This is a genomic window from Wolbachia endosymbiont of Trichogramma kaykai (assembly GCF_045765165.1).
Classification (GTDB): domain Bacteria; phylum Pseudomonadota; class Alphaproteobacteria; order Rickettsiales; family Anaplasmataceae; genus Wolbachia.
Genome location: NZ_JBJJXK010000004.1, coordinates 293,581 through 309,963, shown reverse-complemented (window position 1 = coordinate 309,963; position 16,383 = coordinate 293,581). Strand labels below are relative to the sequence as shown.

At 32.6% G+C, this 16,383-nt stretch carries 13 protein-coding genes and 7 pseudogenes; 11 read left to right on the top strand and 9 right to left on the bottom strand.

Annotated features, from left to right (window positions below):
- Window positions 1–168 precede the first annotated feature (168 nt).
- The 4 genes and pseudogenes from wTKK_RS05610 to wTKK_RS05595 all read right to left on the bottom strand — a co-directional run bounded on the left by wTKK_RS05610 (window position 169) and on the right by wTKK_RS05595 (window position 2,774).
- Complete coding sequence (locus wTKK_RS05610) at window positions 169–1,329, bottom strand: porin (protein ID WP_407512819.1); 1,161 nt, start codon at window positions 1,327–1,329, stop codon at window positions 169–171.
- 210 nt (window positions 1,330–1,539) lie between these two features.
- Window positions 1,540–1,683 (bottom strand): hypothetical protein, encoded by a 144-nt coding sequence (locus wTKK_RS05605; protein ID WP_407512623.1) that lies wholly within the window; start codon window positions 1,681–1,683, stop codon window positions 1,540–1,542.
- A 280-nt stretch (window positions 1,684–1,963) separates the two neighbouring features.
- Window positions 1,964–2,379, bottom strand: a pseudogene (locus tag wTKK_RS05600) (transposase); the annotation flags it as partial.
- A gap of 251 nt (window positions 2,380–2,630) precedes the next feature.
- Window positions 2,631–2,774, bottom strand: coding sequence for a hypothetical protein (locus tag wTKK_RS05595; protein ID WP_407512622.1), 144 nt, complete (start codon window positions 2,772–2,774; stop codon window positions 2,631–2,633).
- 253 nt (window positions 2,775–3,027) lie between these two features.
- Here wTKK_RS05595 and wTKK_RS05590 point away from each other — a divergent pair.
- The 3 genes and pseudogenes from wTKK_RS05590 to wTKK_RS05580 all read left to right on the top strand — a co-directional run bounded on the left by wTKK_RS05590 (window position 3,028) and on the right by wTKK_RS05580 (window position 4,825).
- Window positions 3,028–3,926 (top strand): annotated as a pseudogene (locus wTKK_RS05590) (DMT family transporter).
- 47 nt (window positions 3,927–3,973) lie between these two features.
- Window positions 3,974–4,477, top strand: a pseudogene (locus wTKK_RS05585) (NAD(P)-binding domain-containing protein).
- A 99-nt stretch (window positions 4,478–4,576) separates the two neighbouring features.
- Window positions 4,577–4,825: a hypothetical protein gene (locus tag wTKK_RS05580; RefSeq protein WP_407512621.1), complete on the top strand. Its 249-nt coding sequence runs from the start codon at window positions 4,577–4,579 to the stop codon at window positions 4,823–4,825.
- On the opposite strand, the pseudogene dprA reads toward wTKK_RS05580, so the two are convergent.
- Window positions 4,791–5,661: pseudogene (gene dprA, locus wTKK_RS05575) on the bottom strand (DNA-processing protein DprA); the annotation flags it as partial. The gene wTKK_RS05580 and the pseudogene dprA overlap by 35 nt on opposite strands.
- A 61-nt stretch (window positions 5,662–5,722) precedes the next feature.
- Between dprA and wTKK_RS05570 the strand changes: the two are divergent.
- From wTKK_RS05570 to wTKK_RS05555, 4 genes are all read left to right on the top strand, one after another.
- Window positions 5,723–6,100 carry a ferredoxin family protein gene (locus wTKK_RS05570; RefSeq protein ID WP_407512620.1) on the top strand — a complete coding sequence of 126 codons (378 nt, stop codon included), beginning with the start codon at window positions 5,723–5,725 and terminating at the stop codon, window positions 6,098–6,100.
- A 127-nt stretch (window positions 6,101–6,227) separates the two neighbouring features.
- On the top strand, window positions 6,228–6,389 hold the full coding sequence (locus wTKK_RS05565) for a hypothetical protein (RefSeq protein ID WP_407512619.1): 162 nt from the start codon (window positions 6,228–6,230) through the stop codon (window positions 6,387–6,389).
- Between the two features lie 19 nt (window positions 6,390–6,408).
- Window positions 6,409–7,362: a D-alanine--D-alanine ligase gene (locus wTKK_RS05560; RefSeq protein WP_407512617.1), complete on the top strand. Its 954-nt coding sequence runs from the start codon at window positions 6,409–6,411 to the stop codon at window positions 7,360–7,362.
- Window positions 7,343–8,101 carry a cell division protein FtsQ/DivIB gene (locus wTKK_RS05555; RefSeq protein ID WP_407512616.1) on the top strand — a complete coding sequence of 253 codons (759 nt, stop codon included), beginning with the start codon at window positions 7,343–7,345 and terminating at the stop codon, window positions 8,099–8,101. Before wTKK_RS05560 ends, wTKK_RS05555 begins: the two co-directional genes overlap by 20 nt.
- A 133-nt stretch (window positions 8,102–8,234) precedes the next feature.
- On the opposite strand, the gene wTKK_RS05550 is transcribed toward wTKK_RS05555, so the two are convergent.
- Both wTKK_RS05550 and wTKK_RS05545 read right to left on the bottom strand, forming a co-directional pair.
- Entirely contained in the window at window positions 8,235–8,600 is a 366-nt protein-coding gene (locus wTKK_RS05550; RefSeq protein ID WP_407512615.1) for a hypothetical protein, read from the bottom strand.
- Between the two features lie 137 nt (window positions 8,601–8,737).
- Entirely contained in the window at window positions 8,738–8,836 is a 99-nt protein-coding gene (locus tag wTKK_RS05545; protein WP_407512614.1) for an ankyrin repeat domain-containing protein, read from the bottom strand.
- 87 nt (window positions 8,837–8,923) lie between these two features.
- Between wTKK_RS05545 and wTKK_RS05540 the strand changes: the two are divergent.
- Window positions 8,924–9,946: pseudogene (locus tag wTKK_RS05540) on the top strand (IS481 family transposase).
- 522 nt (window positions 9,947–10,468) lie between these two features.
- Window positions 10,469–12,850 carry an ankyrin repeat domain-containing protein gene (locus wTKK_RS05535; protein ID WP_407512613.1) on the top strand — a complete coding sequence of 794 codons (2,382 nt, stop codon included), beginning with the start codon at window positions 10,469–10,471 and terminating at the stop codon, window positions 12,848–12,850.
- A gap of 200 nt (window positions 12,851–13,050) precedes the next feature.
- Here the strand turns inward: wTKK_RS05535 and wTKK_RS05530 are convergent.
- Window positions 13,051–13,335: pseudogene (locus tag wTKK_RS05530) on the bottom strand (transposase); the annotation flags it as partial.
- Between the two features lie 97 nt (window positions 13,336–13,432).
- Between wTKK_RS05530 and wTKK_RS05525 the strand changes: the two are divergent.
- Window positions 13,433–14,350, top strand: a complete 918-nt coding sequence (locus wTKK_RS05525; protein ID WP_407512612.1) for an Rpn family recombination-promoting nuclease/putative transposase — start codon at window positions 13,433–13,435, stop codon at window positions 14,348–14,350.
- A 149-nt stretch (window positions 14,351–14,499) separates the two neighbouring features.
- Window positions 14,500–14,866, top strand: a pseudogene (locus tag wTKK_RS05520) (IS4 family transposase); the annotation flags it as partial.
- Here the strand turns inward: wTKK_RS05520 and wTKK_RS05515 are convergent.
- Entirely contained in the window at window positions 14,849–15,850 is a 1,002-nt protein-coding gene (locus tag wTKK_RS05515; protein WP_407512611.1) for a hypothetical protein, read from the bottom strand. The pseudogene wTKK_RS05520 and the gene wTKK_RS05515 sit on opposite strands and share 18 nt — an antisense overlap.
- Window positions 15,851–16,383: the final 533 nt, after the last annotated feature.

The window sequence follows — 16,383 nt, the reverse complement described above, 5'->3', positions numbered from 1 at the left end:
GCTTGGTTTGCTAATTAATAACTGTTTTCTTCTACACTTGGATTAGTAACAGAATGTCTTTTTATTGAAAATCTTATGCAAGAGTTATTTTTATAATATCAAATAGCAAATATATTAACAACTCAATTTTACTCTCATTATTATGATACTTACATACCAGTTACTTCACTAAAAACTTAGCTTCAATCCGGCAAAAAGCACATATCCGGAGTTATTATCTTCCACTGCAAGCTCCTTAGTACTGAATCTTACAATATCAAAGTAATATGAAGTACCAACAGCTAATGGATATTCAAGACTGAAAGCCTTTGATGTTAATTCGTTTGTACCTTTGTCTGCAATATCCCTAACACTATTAAAATATGTTAAGCTCACTTTACGAGAATCAGAATGATAAGCAATACCTGCATTTACATAATGCATATTATTTGTTTCATGACTACCCTTCTTACCAGATTTACCACCATTCCCGTACGACAAAATGCAATCAAGTTCAAAAAGCTTTAGTTTCACAGCAAAATTCCAGTGTAGTAATTGATTATGACACTGAAGATCGCTAGAATTTTTGTTTGTACAGTCAGTTAAATTTTCCCTTGCAAATTCGCCAGTCAAAGCAGTAGTAAAATTTATTTCATCTGATAGGGCATTTTTATAGGAAAGACCAGCGGCTATTAAATTATTATATTGTAAATTATTTTTACCTGGAACATAACTGAATCCAAGTTGAAAGTTATGAATTTCAGGAGAAATATAGTTTATCATTGGTTGTTTTAACTTCAGCTCTAGTCCATTATATTCGCTGTAAACATTGGGTTTTACCCAAAATACCTTGTCCTTATTGTACCCAGAGTCATCATCTTTTTTTCCATTACCGCATAGATTTGCATAGTTTGTCCAATGACCATTTATTCCCCCAGCAGCTGTATAAATTTTTGAAGTGTTAATTAACATACTCTGACTAACTAAACTTCCTTTACCATATTCAAATGATCCAAACTCCTGATTCTTTATGACAAAATACCACTTCTCCATTTCTAACTTTTCTATGTCTAGTGCCTTTAAGTTTGCAATACCAGAAACTCCTGCCTTAACACCAAAACCCATTTTAGTATTTGGATAAACTTGCTGTAAACAAAGCAAGCGTAGGTCTGAATAACTTGAGGTCTTGTCTTTGGCAGAGCTAAAAGAATCTCTATTGAAAGCGTAGCCAAATCTTAAATCTACTTTTCCATCTAGTTCTACATAAGACATCTCCTTATCCAGAACTACCCTAGCGTTAGCACTTCCTCCCACTAGCAATGATAAAAACAGTGTGATTAGTAACTTTATAAGCAAGCTTAAATTCTCAGTGTAAGCTTAACAGAAATAAAAAACAATCTTTATATCGTGTAGAACTTAGATACTACAAACCAATTAATGACAAAAGCGTTTAAGCATTCTTCACACTATGCTTTTGAATTATATTTCCATAAATAATTGATATACTTGGTAGTTTTCGCTTTAATAACTGCTTATTAATAGCAGAGCGTATACGATTCACTATTTTAGACGTGTTTTTGTACCACAGTTCATCAAAATAAAAAGCACCTTATTCTCATCAATAAATCCCCAAAAAATCATCAATACGGCAATTTTTATAAAATGCTCTATGATAACGTTCAATGGATCGTTCGTCTCACTCAATTTACTATTGAAGCCTATTATCCCTATAACTGCACTAATTTGATATTCAAAGGCAAAATTTAATACAACATATAACTCAAAATAGTGGACTCATTGTCTGGTATGTTAAACAAATTGTGGTTTTTATATTTTTTACCTATCAGGTATTTATCCCTAAACATTCCTAGCTTATGAAACAGGCTAATGTCACGTATTAATAGCTCATAATTAATATTGCTATTGTTTTTATATCTTCTCCTTTAGCGTCAATTAAAGAAAAGCCTATCACTTTTGGCAATATGATGAAGATAATTGACCAAAAATCCTGCTTGATAGTTTCAATACTTTTTCCTGTGAAATTCTCCAAATTTAATCTTCCCTTCAGCCTAGAAAAAATGTTTCTACTCCCCAGCGTAAGTAATATAATCTCTCAAACTCTTCGACTGTAAAACTTTTCTTATCTAACAGAGATGTTACTAACACTTCAACTTCTCCAGAAGAAAGTATTATTTTGACTAACCTGAATTTCATCTCATCAGGTAATCCTATCTTTCGTAGCTGTCTTGCTACTTTAATAGGTGCAGTAGACACTACCACCGTACTAGATGGGCTTTCCGTCTTAAACATAGCGTTTATTTCATTGAAAGACGAACTTGGACAGCGAATTATATAATTGATTTTCCTTCCTGTAAGCTCAGCAAGAAATCGCAGAGCAAGAATTAGTGAAGAAATTTTTATCTAGGGATATGAAGGATAGTAAAGAAAAAGTGAAAAAAAACAGAAAAAATCAAAGTTGCGAAAAATCTAGCAAAGGCATGTGTTGCTAGTGATATTATTGTACGAGCAAGTGGCCTAATTGCTGATGAGTTGGGTGATTGTTAAAATTGAATTGTGTTAAAGACGGTTGGGAGTGTTAAATAATATATTAAGATATAAGTAAAAGTAGTTAATATATCTATATTAAACCCTTATTTAGCTAACTCAACTGAAGCATTTTCATAAAGTTTTGCTGCTAACCTGCTTGTTTGATAACTTTCTTTAACGTCATCACAGCTAACACTGAAACACGTATTGCTAATGCTAGCAGAGAAGATAGTTGGTAAAATCGCCACAGCTGTCAGTACTCCCGATTACTTTTCCTGATAATGTGATAGTATTCGCAAGTATTATCATATATTACAAAAAAAATCAGTTAGCATTTCTGTTTATTAAAATAATACAATAAAGCTGCATTTTATATAATACTTCTCAAATTATTTCTACTAAATATTTATGAATATGGTTAAACAGTAGATAGAAGAAACCTTTTCTATTATTGATCTTTTATAAAGTAAAGTTATCTCATAAATATTAAATGGGAGTTTTATGGATCACAGACTAAGAGCTTATTTGCTTGGAGTTACCTGGTTTATACTCAGTTTACTTAGTAGTGTAGTCAATGATACTATATCAAAGTGTCTTGGTTTACACCTTCAAAGTTTTGAGATAATCTTTTTCCGTTTTTTATTTAGCACTATTACTCTTATACCTTTTATATTTTACTATGGAATAGGAGTTTGTAAAACAAGTCGAATATCTATTCAAATAACTAGAGGTGCATTGTTGTTTTGTGGAATGACCTTATGGACCTATGGGTTGACTATTTGCCCAATAGTAACTGCAACAATTATAGGTTTCTCAATACCATTGTTTGTTATGCTTCTTGCAATTCCTTTTCTGGAAGAAAATATAATTTGGCAAAGATGGGTAGTAGCTGTCATTGGTTTTATTGGTATTGCCATTACTACTAAAGCTTATAGCGAGGACTTTAATCCTAAAATTCTTATTTTTATCGTATCCGCGCTAATCTTCGCTACACTAGATGTACTTAATAAGAAGCTTTAATGAAGGAGTCAATAATAAGTATATTATTTTACTCAGCTCTAACAACAACAATTTTTTCCACTCCATCTTTGTTATTTTATTGGCATATGCCTTACTTGCCAGAATTAATATTACTGCTGATTTTGGGAACAAGTTCAAACCTAATTCTGTTCTTCATATTAAAAGCTTTTGCTCTTACTGATGCTACTGCACTTGCACCTTATAGATACATAGAGCTAATAATTTCTGCAATAGTAGCATACGTTATATTTAATGAATTACCTGATAAAAGTGCTTTATATGGTACTTTGATATTAATACCGTCAACCTTATTTATAGTTTACTCGGAAGGTAAGGCAATTAAGCAAAATAATGTAACAGCAAAATTTTATAATTGTTAATGGTATTTATTTTAGATGCTAAGCTATATTTTTAAGGTGATAATAAAATGCACATAACTATTATAGGAGTAGGGTATGTAGGCTTAGTATCTGGTAGAATGTTATCGGAGCAGGGCCATAAAGTTGATTGCATTGACATAAATACTAAGAAGATTGAACTTTTGAAATCAGGGAAAATTCCTCTATATGAACATTAATTGGCAGATTATTTAGAGAATAATATAAAGTCACAAAGGATAAGATTTTTTGATTCGTATTCTCAAATAAATCCCAATACAGAAGTAGTATTTGTAACTGTAGGTACTCCATCAGACTCCCTAGGAAATGCAAATTTAAAGAATGTATATAATGCAGTAAGTGAAGTTTCTGAGAGAGTTAATCAAGATTGCTTAATAGTAATAAAGTCAACTGTTCCTCCTGGTACTGCAGAAAATATACATAATCATTTATCTAATAAGGGCTATAACTTTGATTTGGGAGTTAATCCAGAGTTTCTCAAGCAAGGCTCTGCAATATCAGATTTTTTATACCCAGATAGGATAATAATATGAGTAAAAACTAAGCTAGCTAGGGCAAAACTAGAAGTTATATATAGATCATTTATAGACAAGAATATTCCGTTAATAGTCACTGATACAGTTACTGCTGAAATGATTAAATATGCTTCTAATGCTTTTTTAGCAACAAAGGTTGCTTTTATCAATGAGATGGCAGGTTTATGTGAGCTATTAGGAGCAGACATTGACCTTTTAGCTAACAATATGAGAATGGACCATAGAATAGGTAAGGAATTTCTCAAAGCTGTTCCAGGATTTGGAGGATCATATTTTCCTAAGGATTTGTCAGCTTTAATTCAGCAACGGTATCAAATAGATTTTTTTGCTGCAGAGGTAAAATAAATCTCACGCTCTCTACTATATCATCAGCGGATTCAACAAGTTTAGCGACGTTCTTAATTAAATAATTACTACCACTACAGCGTGAATCTAAAGGGAAACCAGAAATTGCAAATACCTCTCTTCCTTGATTCAAAGCAAATCTGCTGTGATAAGAGAACCAGACTTTTTTGATGCTTCAATTACCACAACACCGAGTGAAAGGCCAGATATAATTCGGTTTCTTTGGCGAAAATACTGAGGCTTTGGTTTAGTAGCAAATGTAAGCTCAGTAATTACTAATCCGCCATTTTCATTGATTCTTTTGTATAGATCAAAATTTTCTCTTGGGTATACTACGTCAATTCCACTTGCTGTAACAGCAATAGTGGGGTAGTTTTATATATTACACTGTTTGCTGCAGTATCAATCCCTCTTGCAAGACCAGAAATTACGATGAAACCAGCTTCGCTTAAATCCAGTGCCAACTTATTGGCAAAATTTCTTCCATTCATTGAAGAATTACGTCCACCGATTATTGCAATTATCTCACGACTTAATAATGATACATCACCAAGTGTAGTTATTACAGGAGGACAACCAGAGATATTCCTTAAAATTTCAGGGTAATCTGGATCACATTCTGGTGTTATTTTGGCTCCAATTTTTTCTGCATTCTTAATTTCTTCTCGTGCATTTTAAATTCCATAATCCTTGTCAGTCAACTTATTAAGATATTTAAGCAATTCATATAGCGACCCACATGCTCTAAGTATACTAAAGAACTTTACTGGTCCCACAGTTCTAGACAAGCTTAGCCATATTTCTAATTCTTCGTTATTTAATTTATTTATCTTCATAAAAGGCTTGAATTTCTTATCAATTTAGTGTACCCAAGATAATGTGGATATACAGTGTTTTATGACGCATTTTGTTACAGATAAATGCATAAAATGTAAATATACGGACTGTGTAGAAGTATGTCCCGTTGACTGCTTTTATGAAGGTAAAAATATGCTCGTGATTAACCCAGATGAGTGTATTGATTGTGGAGTATGTATACCTGAGTGTCCAGTGGATGCGATTGTAACTGATGATTCCATAAAAGATATTATAGAACTAGACGAAGGCTTGCTGAACAATGAACAAAAAATCTTTAAATCACTTTACAATATAAACGTAGAATATTCGCAAAAATGGCCAAACATTACAGCTAAAAAGCAACCCCTAGATACAGCAGAAGAGTATAAAGAAAAAAAGGATAAGACAGCTTATTTTGATGAAAATTTAGGGTCGTAGAGTACAAAAATAGACTTACATTTTTTTGATTAAATAGATTGTGAAATGGAACTATCTGTAGTTGCTGATCAATATGACATTGAAGGTGTAGAAACAGTTGATTACACAGATGTAAAGTGGAAGTCAAGTGGATTACAAAATTAAATTTTTAAAGAATATTACTGAAAAAGATCTTCCAGTTTTACTTGCAATCTGGTGTCTGATAATAAAGGAACCAGTTTTCATGACACCATCTGCAAGTTTCAAAGCGTTTTTTTCTATTGAAGATAAAAGTATCTTTTACATATGATGTATAGCAAAATATTAGGGTGCTTATGGTTCCAACTATAGCAATTTTAAGTGGTGGATTTTCTTGCGAAAGAGAAATATCGCTTATGAGCGGAAAAGCAGTAAAGAAGGCGCTTGACAGCCTTTCATATAAGGCAATAGAAATAGATGTTGATAGCAACATTGCTCAAAAGCTTAAAAAAACTAATCCCGCTCTTGCTTTTATTGCCCTACATGGACCTTATGGTGAAGATGGCTGTATTCAAGGTTTGTTGGAGATTTTAGGTATAAAATATACACACTCAGAAGTTATGGCTTCGTCTGTTGCTATGAATAAAGTGATGTCAAAGCATATATTCCATTCTCTTAATATCGATACTCCAAGAGGTTATGTAATTAGTCGAGAAGATGTGCTAAAAAATAATATTAAAGTTGATTACCCGTACGTCTTAAAACCGATTAACGAAGGCTCAAGCATTGGAGTACACATGATTTTCTCACATGAGGATTACTTAGAGCTAAAAAATAACAGTTCTACTATAGTGGAAAAGATAATCATAGAAGAATACATACCGGGTATAGAGTTACATACTGCTGTATTGCTGAACGAAGCAATTGGCACTATGGAAATACGACCAAAAAATAAATTCTATGATTATGAAGCAAAGTATACAGATGGATTTGCAGAACATATATTTCCTGCTAAAATTCCTGACAACATATATAGAATGACCTTGGAACACGCACTAAAAGTTCATCAATTTTTAGGATGCAAAACTGTCTCCCGCTCAGACTTCCGTTATAATCCCCAAAATAACACTTTAAAAATGCTTGAGATTAATACACATCCTGGCTTTACTGAATTATCGTTAGTACCAGAAATTGCAAAATTGACAAAAGGAATTGATTTTAATGAATTAATTAAAATTATTGTCAAAGACAGTTTACACCATAAGAATATTAGAGATCAAGCCGATGTTGAACAATGTTACTAGAAGCCAAAGGAGTTTTTTGCGCAAGTGTGCTTTCATGATTATAACTGCACTCTTCCTTACACTAGTACTTTATAGTTCACTTGATAAAATAACAAATCGATTCAATTACTACTTTACTTGGTGTAACGATCGCTTATCGAGCTTATTAATTAGCAATGGATTTTCAATCGACAAAGTAACCGTTACTGGAAACAAATTTACAAATGAACAGAACATTCTAAGCTTAGTAGATAGAACACAACCTATCATGTATGTATCACTCTCAAAACTAACAGATAATATACAATCTGTAAGCGAATGGATAACACATGTAAGAATTTATAGGATTTTACCCCACACCTTACTCATTGATGTAAATGAACACAAACCTTTTGCTCTTTGGAAAGATGATAACAAAACTTCAGTAATTGACTCTGAAGGTAAAGTAATTGTAGATGATTACCAGATAGATAACCTCGTTATAATCAAAGGACAAAATTCGTTATCAAGCCTAAAATTCATTAAATATATACTAGAGAAGAAAACTCAATTAAGTGATCATATTTCTTCTTGTGTTTATGTAGGAAATAGAAGATGGAATATCATACTCGATGACAGTGCCACAGTAAAATTGCCTGAAGATAATCCTTATAGCGCATGGGATTATTTAAGCCACTTGCAAAATACAACCGACTTTACTTTTAGCAATTGGAGCATAATTGATATGCGTGTTGCTGATAAGATCCTTGTGAAGAAGTGATCTACTAGGTGCTCCTTTTCATGTCATGCAAGTAATCCTTTCTCTGTCATCCGAGTGGCTTAAAACTGGAATCAAGATTGCAAGTAATCAATTAGGTTGGGTGAGTATGGGTTTTGCATTATAGAAGGAAGCATTAACCATTACTAAACAAAAAGCCTTGATCTGGAGTAGAATGTTTTAAAACAGAAACATCACAAAGATCTCTCTTAGAATGAGAGTTTTCTTTAGCATGTTTGAGTCGTTTAAATATTTCAGTGTCTGTACCTATATTCTTCTCAGCATAAGTACATAAAAGATCTAATAACTTTCCACCAGCTTTAATAGCAATTTCAATAGTCTTATTTTCATTATTACCATCTGGAGAGTAGTTTAAGCTTGGTTTGAAACTATACTTATTTTTTGATTCCAGTAATTCATCTACTTTATTTTCACCTATTTCTGTTGCTGCTTGTTTTAGCGTATTGAACAATTCATTATCTTGAAGTCTTTTTTTGAACAAGATTTTTTTTTGCTTGCACTTTTTCCAGTAATAAGTTTAAGATCTATGCAACCAACATTAATATTTGAGTTAGAAAGCAGAAGATCAACTATATCTATACGATCATTTTATGCTGCCAAATGTAAAGGAGTAATACCTTACTTAATCTTAGCATTAACATCAGCCTTTTCCTTTAGAAGAAGGTTAACTATATATGTATGACCATTTTCTGCTGCCAAATATATAAGGGGTAACACCTTTCTTTGGTAGAATAGTTTAGATTTGATCTGACAGATTAATAAAGTAAGATAAAAATATAAATAAATTTTAAAGGAGTGTCAGACATGAGTACAACACAAGAAAAAATACTAGAACCAAAGTTGGGGTTGCTAGAACTTGCAAAGCAATTAGGAAATGTATCCCAAGCGTGTAAAGTAATGGGATATTCAAGGGATACATTTTACCGCTTCAAAGAGCTATATGAAACAGGAGGGGAAAAGCATTATATGAGATAAACAAAAGCAAACCATTACTTACCAATAGAGTACCAAAGGATACAAAAGAAGCAGTAGTTAAAATAGCAGTAGAGTTTCCAGCATATGGACAAGAAAGAGCAGCTAATGAATTAAAGAAAAAAGGAATTCTAATATCTGCTAGTGGTATAAGGTCAATATGGCAAAGAAACGATCTCGAAAATTTTAAAAAGAGATTGAAAGCCCTGGAAGCAAAGGTGGTCCAAGACGGTATAATTTTAACGGAGGAGCAAGTTGCTGCTTTAGAAAAAAACTAGGGAACAAAAAGAAGCCAATGGCGAAATTGAGACACAACACCCTGGATACTTAGGTAGTCAAGATACCTATTATGTAGGCAATATCAAAGGTATTCGAAGAATTTATCAACAAACTTTTATTGACACCTACTCTAGAGTGGCCTTCGCTAAGCTTTATACGGAGAAAACTGCTATCACAGCTGCAGATCTTCTCAATGATAGAGTTATACCATTTTTTGATGAACAGAAAGTTCCATTGCTACGCATTTTAACTGATCGTGGTACAGAGTATTGTGGTAAACCAGGTAGTCATGCGTACCTGTTATATTTGGGAGTAGAAAATATTGATCATTCTAGAACCAAAGCTTATTCTCCACAAACTAATGGTATATGTCAAAGGTTTCATAGAACTATGCAAGATGAATGTTACAATATTATCTTTAGGAAAAAGATTTATAGTACTTTGGAGGAGCTTCAGTTAGATGTCGTCATTGGTTGCATTCTTATAACAGAGATAGAACTCATTCCAGTAAGTATTGCTATGCCTATGCAGACCTTTTTTGATAGTATGAGTATTGCTTACCAAAAAAAATATTGATAACATTAAAACAGATTCTGATATCAGTTTTGAACTCGTCAATTCTTCTGTCAGATCAAGTCTAAATTATTACAAATAAATTAATACCCACTTAATCTCACACATCACTAAAAACCTAAACGACACAGCCATTTCCAGAACCCAAAACTAGCTAGTGAGAGAAGAGTTTGTTTTGGGATGCGTTGGACTACTACTCAATACGTGCGAACTTTTTAATATAATAATTTCACTGTATGCTAAAACCATCTATATTGGCTTACTTTTGCTAAATCTACATATGAACAGTTTTGCGTAACTTTGCTGTAAATATTTCAAACTTCTATTTTTACAATCCTATTTTTACGTAACGTGTTCTCAAAAATATACGACCTTTTTAAAGAGTAAATAATTCAATTTGTTGTGATGCTAGGGAGCTAGATATTTACTTAGTGCATTTTTAGCATTAAGTTAAGAATTAGTTGAACTTATTATATATTTATGGTATATTTAAAGGGTGTTTGATAGTTAATGAGAGTTAAGATAATGTTAGGTGATAGCAAAAAAGAAGAGTTTGAGAAATCCTTGCCAGAAAATGTACCAATCGAAATGTTATGGTTTGTAAGGGACCCTTCGGAGTTAGAATATAATCAACTTCCTCTTCCGGACAATGAATCATTTCCATACAAAACTAGGTTGTTGAATTGGGCAGATCATGAGCCACAACGTGAAATAAGGCTGTATTATATTTCGACAGGACTAACGATACAACAGGTACAAAAGATATATGACTTAGAAAGCATCGATAAAGGTGGAAAAACTAATATAAAAATTGTGGATTTCAATAACACATTTAAAGATAAGTATGATCTTGGATTTTTAGAAAACAAGAAAATACCTTTTGCTTGGAAAATAGATGTAATGCGTCTTATTATTCTTATTGAAAACGGGCCAGCAATATACCTTGATTTTGATATTCTACCTGCAGCAGAGAAAATTGGGGAAATAAGTATGAATGATACGGGCTACAAAATGGCACCTTACATCCCCTGGGACTCAGACGATTTGGAAAATTCAATCATTTGCGTTAATTCAAAAGATAACTTTATACTATCCGCAATATATAAAACTATGAAGTATTTGATCAGCAATCAAAAACTTCTCAAGAAAAATACTAATGATCATATGGTATGGAAACTTCACCTTGCAGCAGTCAGTCATGTGTACAATCAAATAGTTACCTCACAATGTTTACAACAAAAAGAATTAGAACTAAAATTGCAAGAATGGTTGGGTGGTAAACAAATAAATTCTGTTGATATGGATAAAAGAGATGAATATTTTAGCTTCAAAGGAAATTTTATTCTCTGTAGAGAATTGAGTTGGGAAAAAAGTCAATATAGTTTATATAAACAAGAAGGAAAAGCATCTTTGCCTTTAGCTGCTAGAAATGGTAAAAAAGAAGAAGTAGAAGCTCTAATAAAAGCAGGAGCTAATGTTGATAAAGAAGATGAATACGGAAAAACTCCCTTAAGTTGGGCTGCTGAAAATGGTCATATGGATGTAGTAAATTCTCTAATAAAAGCAGGAGCTAATGTTGATAAAGAAGATGAATACGGAAAAACTCCCTTAAGTTGGGCTGCTGAAAATGGTCATATGGATGTAGTAAATTCTCTAATAAAAGCAGGAGCTAATGTTGATAAAGAAGATGAATACGGAAAAACTCCCTTAATTTTGGCTGCTAAAAATGGTCATATGGATGTAGTAAATTCTCTAATAAAAGCAGGAGCTAATGTTGATAAAGAAGATGAATACGGAAAAACTCCCTTAAGTTGGGCTGCTGAAAATGGTAAAAAAGAAGAAGTAGAAGCTCTAATAAAAGCAGGAGCTAATGTTGATAAAGAAGATAGATACAGAAACACTCCCTTAAGTTGGGCTGCTGAAAATGGTCATATGGATGTAGTAAATTCTCTAATAAAAGCAGGAGCTAATGTTGATAAAGAAGATAGATACAGAAACACTCCCTTAAGTTGGGCTGCTGAAAATGGTCATATGGATGTAGTAAATTCTCTAATAAAAGCAGGAGCTAATGTTGATAAAGAAGATGAATACGGAAAAACTCCCTTAATTTTGGCTGCTGAAAATGGTCATATGGATGTAGTAAATTCTCTAATAAAAGCAGGAGCTAATGTTGATAAAGAAGATGAATACGGAAAAACTCCCTTAAGTTGGGCTGCTGAAAATGGTCATATGGATGTAGTAAATTCTCTAATAAAAGCAGGAGCTAATGTTGATAAAGAAGATGAATACGGAAAAACTCCCTTAATTTTGGCTGCTAAAAATGGTAAAAAAGAAGAAGTAGAAGCTCTAATAAAAGCAGGAGCTAATGTTGATAAAGAAGATAGATACAGAAACACTCCCTTAAGTTGGGCTGCTGAAAATGGTCATATGGATGTAGTAAATTCTCTAATAAAAGCAGGAGCTAATGTTGATAAAGAAGATGAATACGGAAAAACTCCCTTAATTTTGGCTGCTGAAAATGGTCATATGGATGTAGTAAATTCTCTAATAAAAGCAGGAGCTAATCCTTTAAAAAAGAATAAGTACAGTAAAACTCCAAGAGACCTAGCTAATAATGAAAATGTAATACAGCTTTTAAAAGAGGCAGAAACTAAACACATAATTAGCAAAGCAATAAAAACTGGTGTTACTTTGGGTATTATAACTGCATTGATAGTAGGTATTCAATGTGGTGTTATCACTGCTCAATTACCAATATTGGCTATAGTTGGTATAGCTGTAGCAGCTGCGTTAGTAATAGGAGTTATTGTCGGTGGTATTACATATTTAGCATCAAAGCCTAGTGATAAACTAGATAAACCTGACTTAGAAGTAGCTACCCAACAAGTACCTGAAAAAGCTTACTAACAAAAGCCCAAGCAGAAGGGAGGACCATCTTTTGTCTTCCCTTTGTATTTTTTGTTGGAGATTCTCAAAACCATATTAGGTTAATAGCTTAAGATAATTTCTAAAAAATTTATTCTAGTATTTATGATTTTTAGAGTATGATGAATTTTTCTTCTGTAGCACCACATGGCTTTATTTCAGCTAAAGACCCCAGTTATGGATTAGTGGATAAAGAAAGGCATAGAAATAGAAGGCTTTTTGGACTGCATGGAGTAGGAAATCAGAACAGAAAAACATGAATTAGGAAATTTGTTGGCGATCTGTTTGTGTGCTCAATCTCAAATTTGTTTTTCAAGGAGTCGAAAACAGTCTCAACAATCGATCTTTTCCTTAGTAAAATCTTCTCTTTAAGTGAAATTAGTGCATTTTTCATACCTTTTTTTTACTTTAGTGACGAGTTTTAGGCCTCTATCAAAGAGTTTCTCAAAGAGCTCTTTCTTTATAAAGATATACAAAAGGGATACTTCTTTCTATGTTTGAATTTTAGTTGAATATTTCTTCACAATTGTGTATAATTATTAATGCTTTTTATCTTACTTTCTCATGGCTCTTTCTAAGTTTCTTGATGCACGCAATGATTATGCCTTCAAAAGAATATTTGGCACCGAAAAGAATAAAGACATTCTCATTCATTTCTTAAACGATATTTTAGGCTTTACTGGCTTAGCTGCTATTCACGATGTTGAATTCTTAGCTACCATTTTAGACCCTGAAATTGCCGCTAAAAAGCAGAGTATTGTCGATGTTCTTTGTAAAGACTCTCAAGGCTCAAGATACATTATAGAAATGCAGTTCACTAAGACCAAGGGCTTCGAAAAACGCGCTCAGTATTATGCTGCCAAAGCCTACTCAAGTCAAGCTGATCAAGGTGATGATTATCATAACCTTAAAGAAATTATCTTTATTGCTGTTGCTGACTGTATTATTTTTCCAGATAAGGCTGAGTACAAATCTAATCATGTCATTTTAGATCAAAATAGCTTTGAACATGACTTAAAGGATTTTTACTTTGTATTCATAGAATTACCAAAATTTACAAAGACAAAAGAAGACCAATTAGAAAATATAGTAGAAAAATGGTGTTATTTTTTCCGATATGCAGCAGAAACAAACGAAGAAGACCTAGATAAAATAGTTGGTAGTGACGTAATAATAAAACGAGCTTATGAAGAGATGAATAAGTTTAATTGGTCAGAAGAAGAGTTACTAGCATATGAACAAATGAAAAAACGCATAATGGATGAGATTGCTGCTTTCGCTCAAAAATTTGATGAAGGTCTTAAGGTAGGTCAAGAAAAAGGTAGACAAGAAGGCATCCAAATCGGCCATGAAAAAGGTAAAATTGAAGGTAAAATTGAAGTTGCAAAAAACTCACTCAAGGCCGGTGTCTCTATAGATGTTATAGCTCAAATTACCGGTCTCTCTCATTCTGAAATTTTACAACTTAGGAAAAAAACATAATATTCCTACTTATTCACTCCAACATTTATGAAGGGAGTGTTAAATAAACCATACGCGTCAAGTTAAGGAAAAGTGTAAGTAAAGTTGATAGAGTGAAGGAAAATAATAAGGTATAAATTCTCTTGGATATATGAATGAGAGAACTTACAATGGACAGAATAGCTTGCTTATCAAAAGACCTCAATGAATTCTTTAATGAAAAAGCAGACGAAATATCAATTGCAGTAGGTTTTATAAAAAGAAAGAGAAAACTTAATGGCTCATCATTCATAAAAGCTATGGTTTTTGGTAACATAGGAGTTGATGATTGCAGCATAGAAACAATGTGCCAATTGCTAAATGAAGACTCGATAGAAATTACAAAACAGGGTTTAGATTTTAGGTTTAGTGAAGAAGCAGTTGAGTTCATGAAAAAAAATGTATAACGAAGCTTTGTGTTTATTTAAAAAAAGTCTACAGATTGATTGCAAAATTTTACAGAAATTTGGAAGCGTTAAATTATTGGATAGCAGCTACCAAATCTCTGGTTGATGAGAGTTGTTCGCTTAGCTTATTTAAATAGTGTTGTTTATGAGACTCAAAGCCAGGACTATTCCACATAGAGGTAAGCATATCACTACCAGATTTGATAAAATTATCATCTGGTGCAGAAACAAGCGAGTTTAATGCCGAAAACATTGATGTACTATAAGCTTCAGGAGATAAATCTTCTGGCTTTAAATGTTCAAATAGCTTTCTAGCATTTTCGAAAGAATGGTTTCTTCTTAATATACTTAAAGTATAATAACACCCATGTTGTTTAAAATCCCTTTTCAATAACTCATTATACTTATCTTCATGAAGGTAACGTAGACAGAAATCAACCATACCAACATCGTCAGTGGAAAAACGCCCTTTATTATATGCTACCTCCATTAATAAATCTTCTTTCCTTTTTGGGGATACAGAACCAATTGACTGTAACTTATTCCAGAAGAATTCCAAAGCTTCAACATGCTTTTCCAGCATTGCACATTTAAAAGCGTAAACGTATGGATGCTCATTATTTAATTCTAACTGATGTTCCTGGTTATTCATAGCATGTGACCAGTAGACCATTAAAGCCCCGTTATCACATCCCTTAACTAAACTCTCTACTGGCTTATTACCTAATGTTAATTTAAATTCCTCAAAAATAGCTCTTATCTCGTCCTCAAAACAACACCAGCATGCAATCCTGTAGCGGTCAAAGGGATTGAGAAGATTCTTTTGCCCATCTTCAGCTTTCAATGTTAGCAATTTTTTTCCAGCAGTATATCTATTGAGTTTAACTTGATCACCCATTACTTCCCAGCAAGTTTTATCACTAAAGACCTTTTGAAAAAACAGTGCTTTTCTTTCTCCCCAGATTTCCATTAGTGGCCAGTACGCACTACACCACCTTTTGATCTCCAATTCTTTAGCCCCCTTATAAGAATCACTTTCTCCTATAGAAGCTAATAATATCTTTTCGTAACCCATACTTAATCTCCTACCTAACAAAACTTAATATATTTTAGGCATGTTGCTCTACCTTTAAAACTTTGTCAGTTACTATTTTAGAAAATTTTTCAGACTTAGAGTAATTTTGGGCAAAAGGCTTTTAGCAGGCTCAATATAAGGCCTTTTATTTGCTTTTTAATTCTGTTTTTTATAAGTCTACCTTAATTATTATTCTAAAATAAACTACTATTAATTTAGTATTGCATTTTGTTAATAATTAAGTAAGATAACCATTTCCAGTAACTAAAAACACCAACCGTGAGAACTGTTCGTTTTGGGATGTGTTGGTCTACCACGTAATACATAGGAACTTTTTTATATGGTGATTTCACTGTACGCTAAGACCAACTATATTAACCTACTTTAGCCATGTTTACATACAAACTGTTTTGTATAACTTTGTTACAACAATTTCACATTCTTATTTACATAACGCCGCTTTTATTTAAATTGTTCTCACGAAGGTAGGTACTTTCTTGTGATTTTTGGAAAGAGTAAATGATCAAATTCCT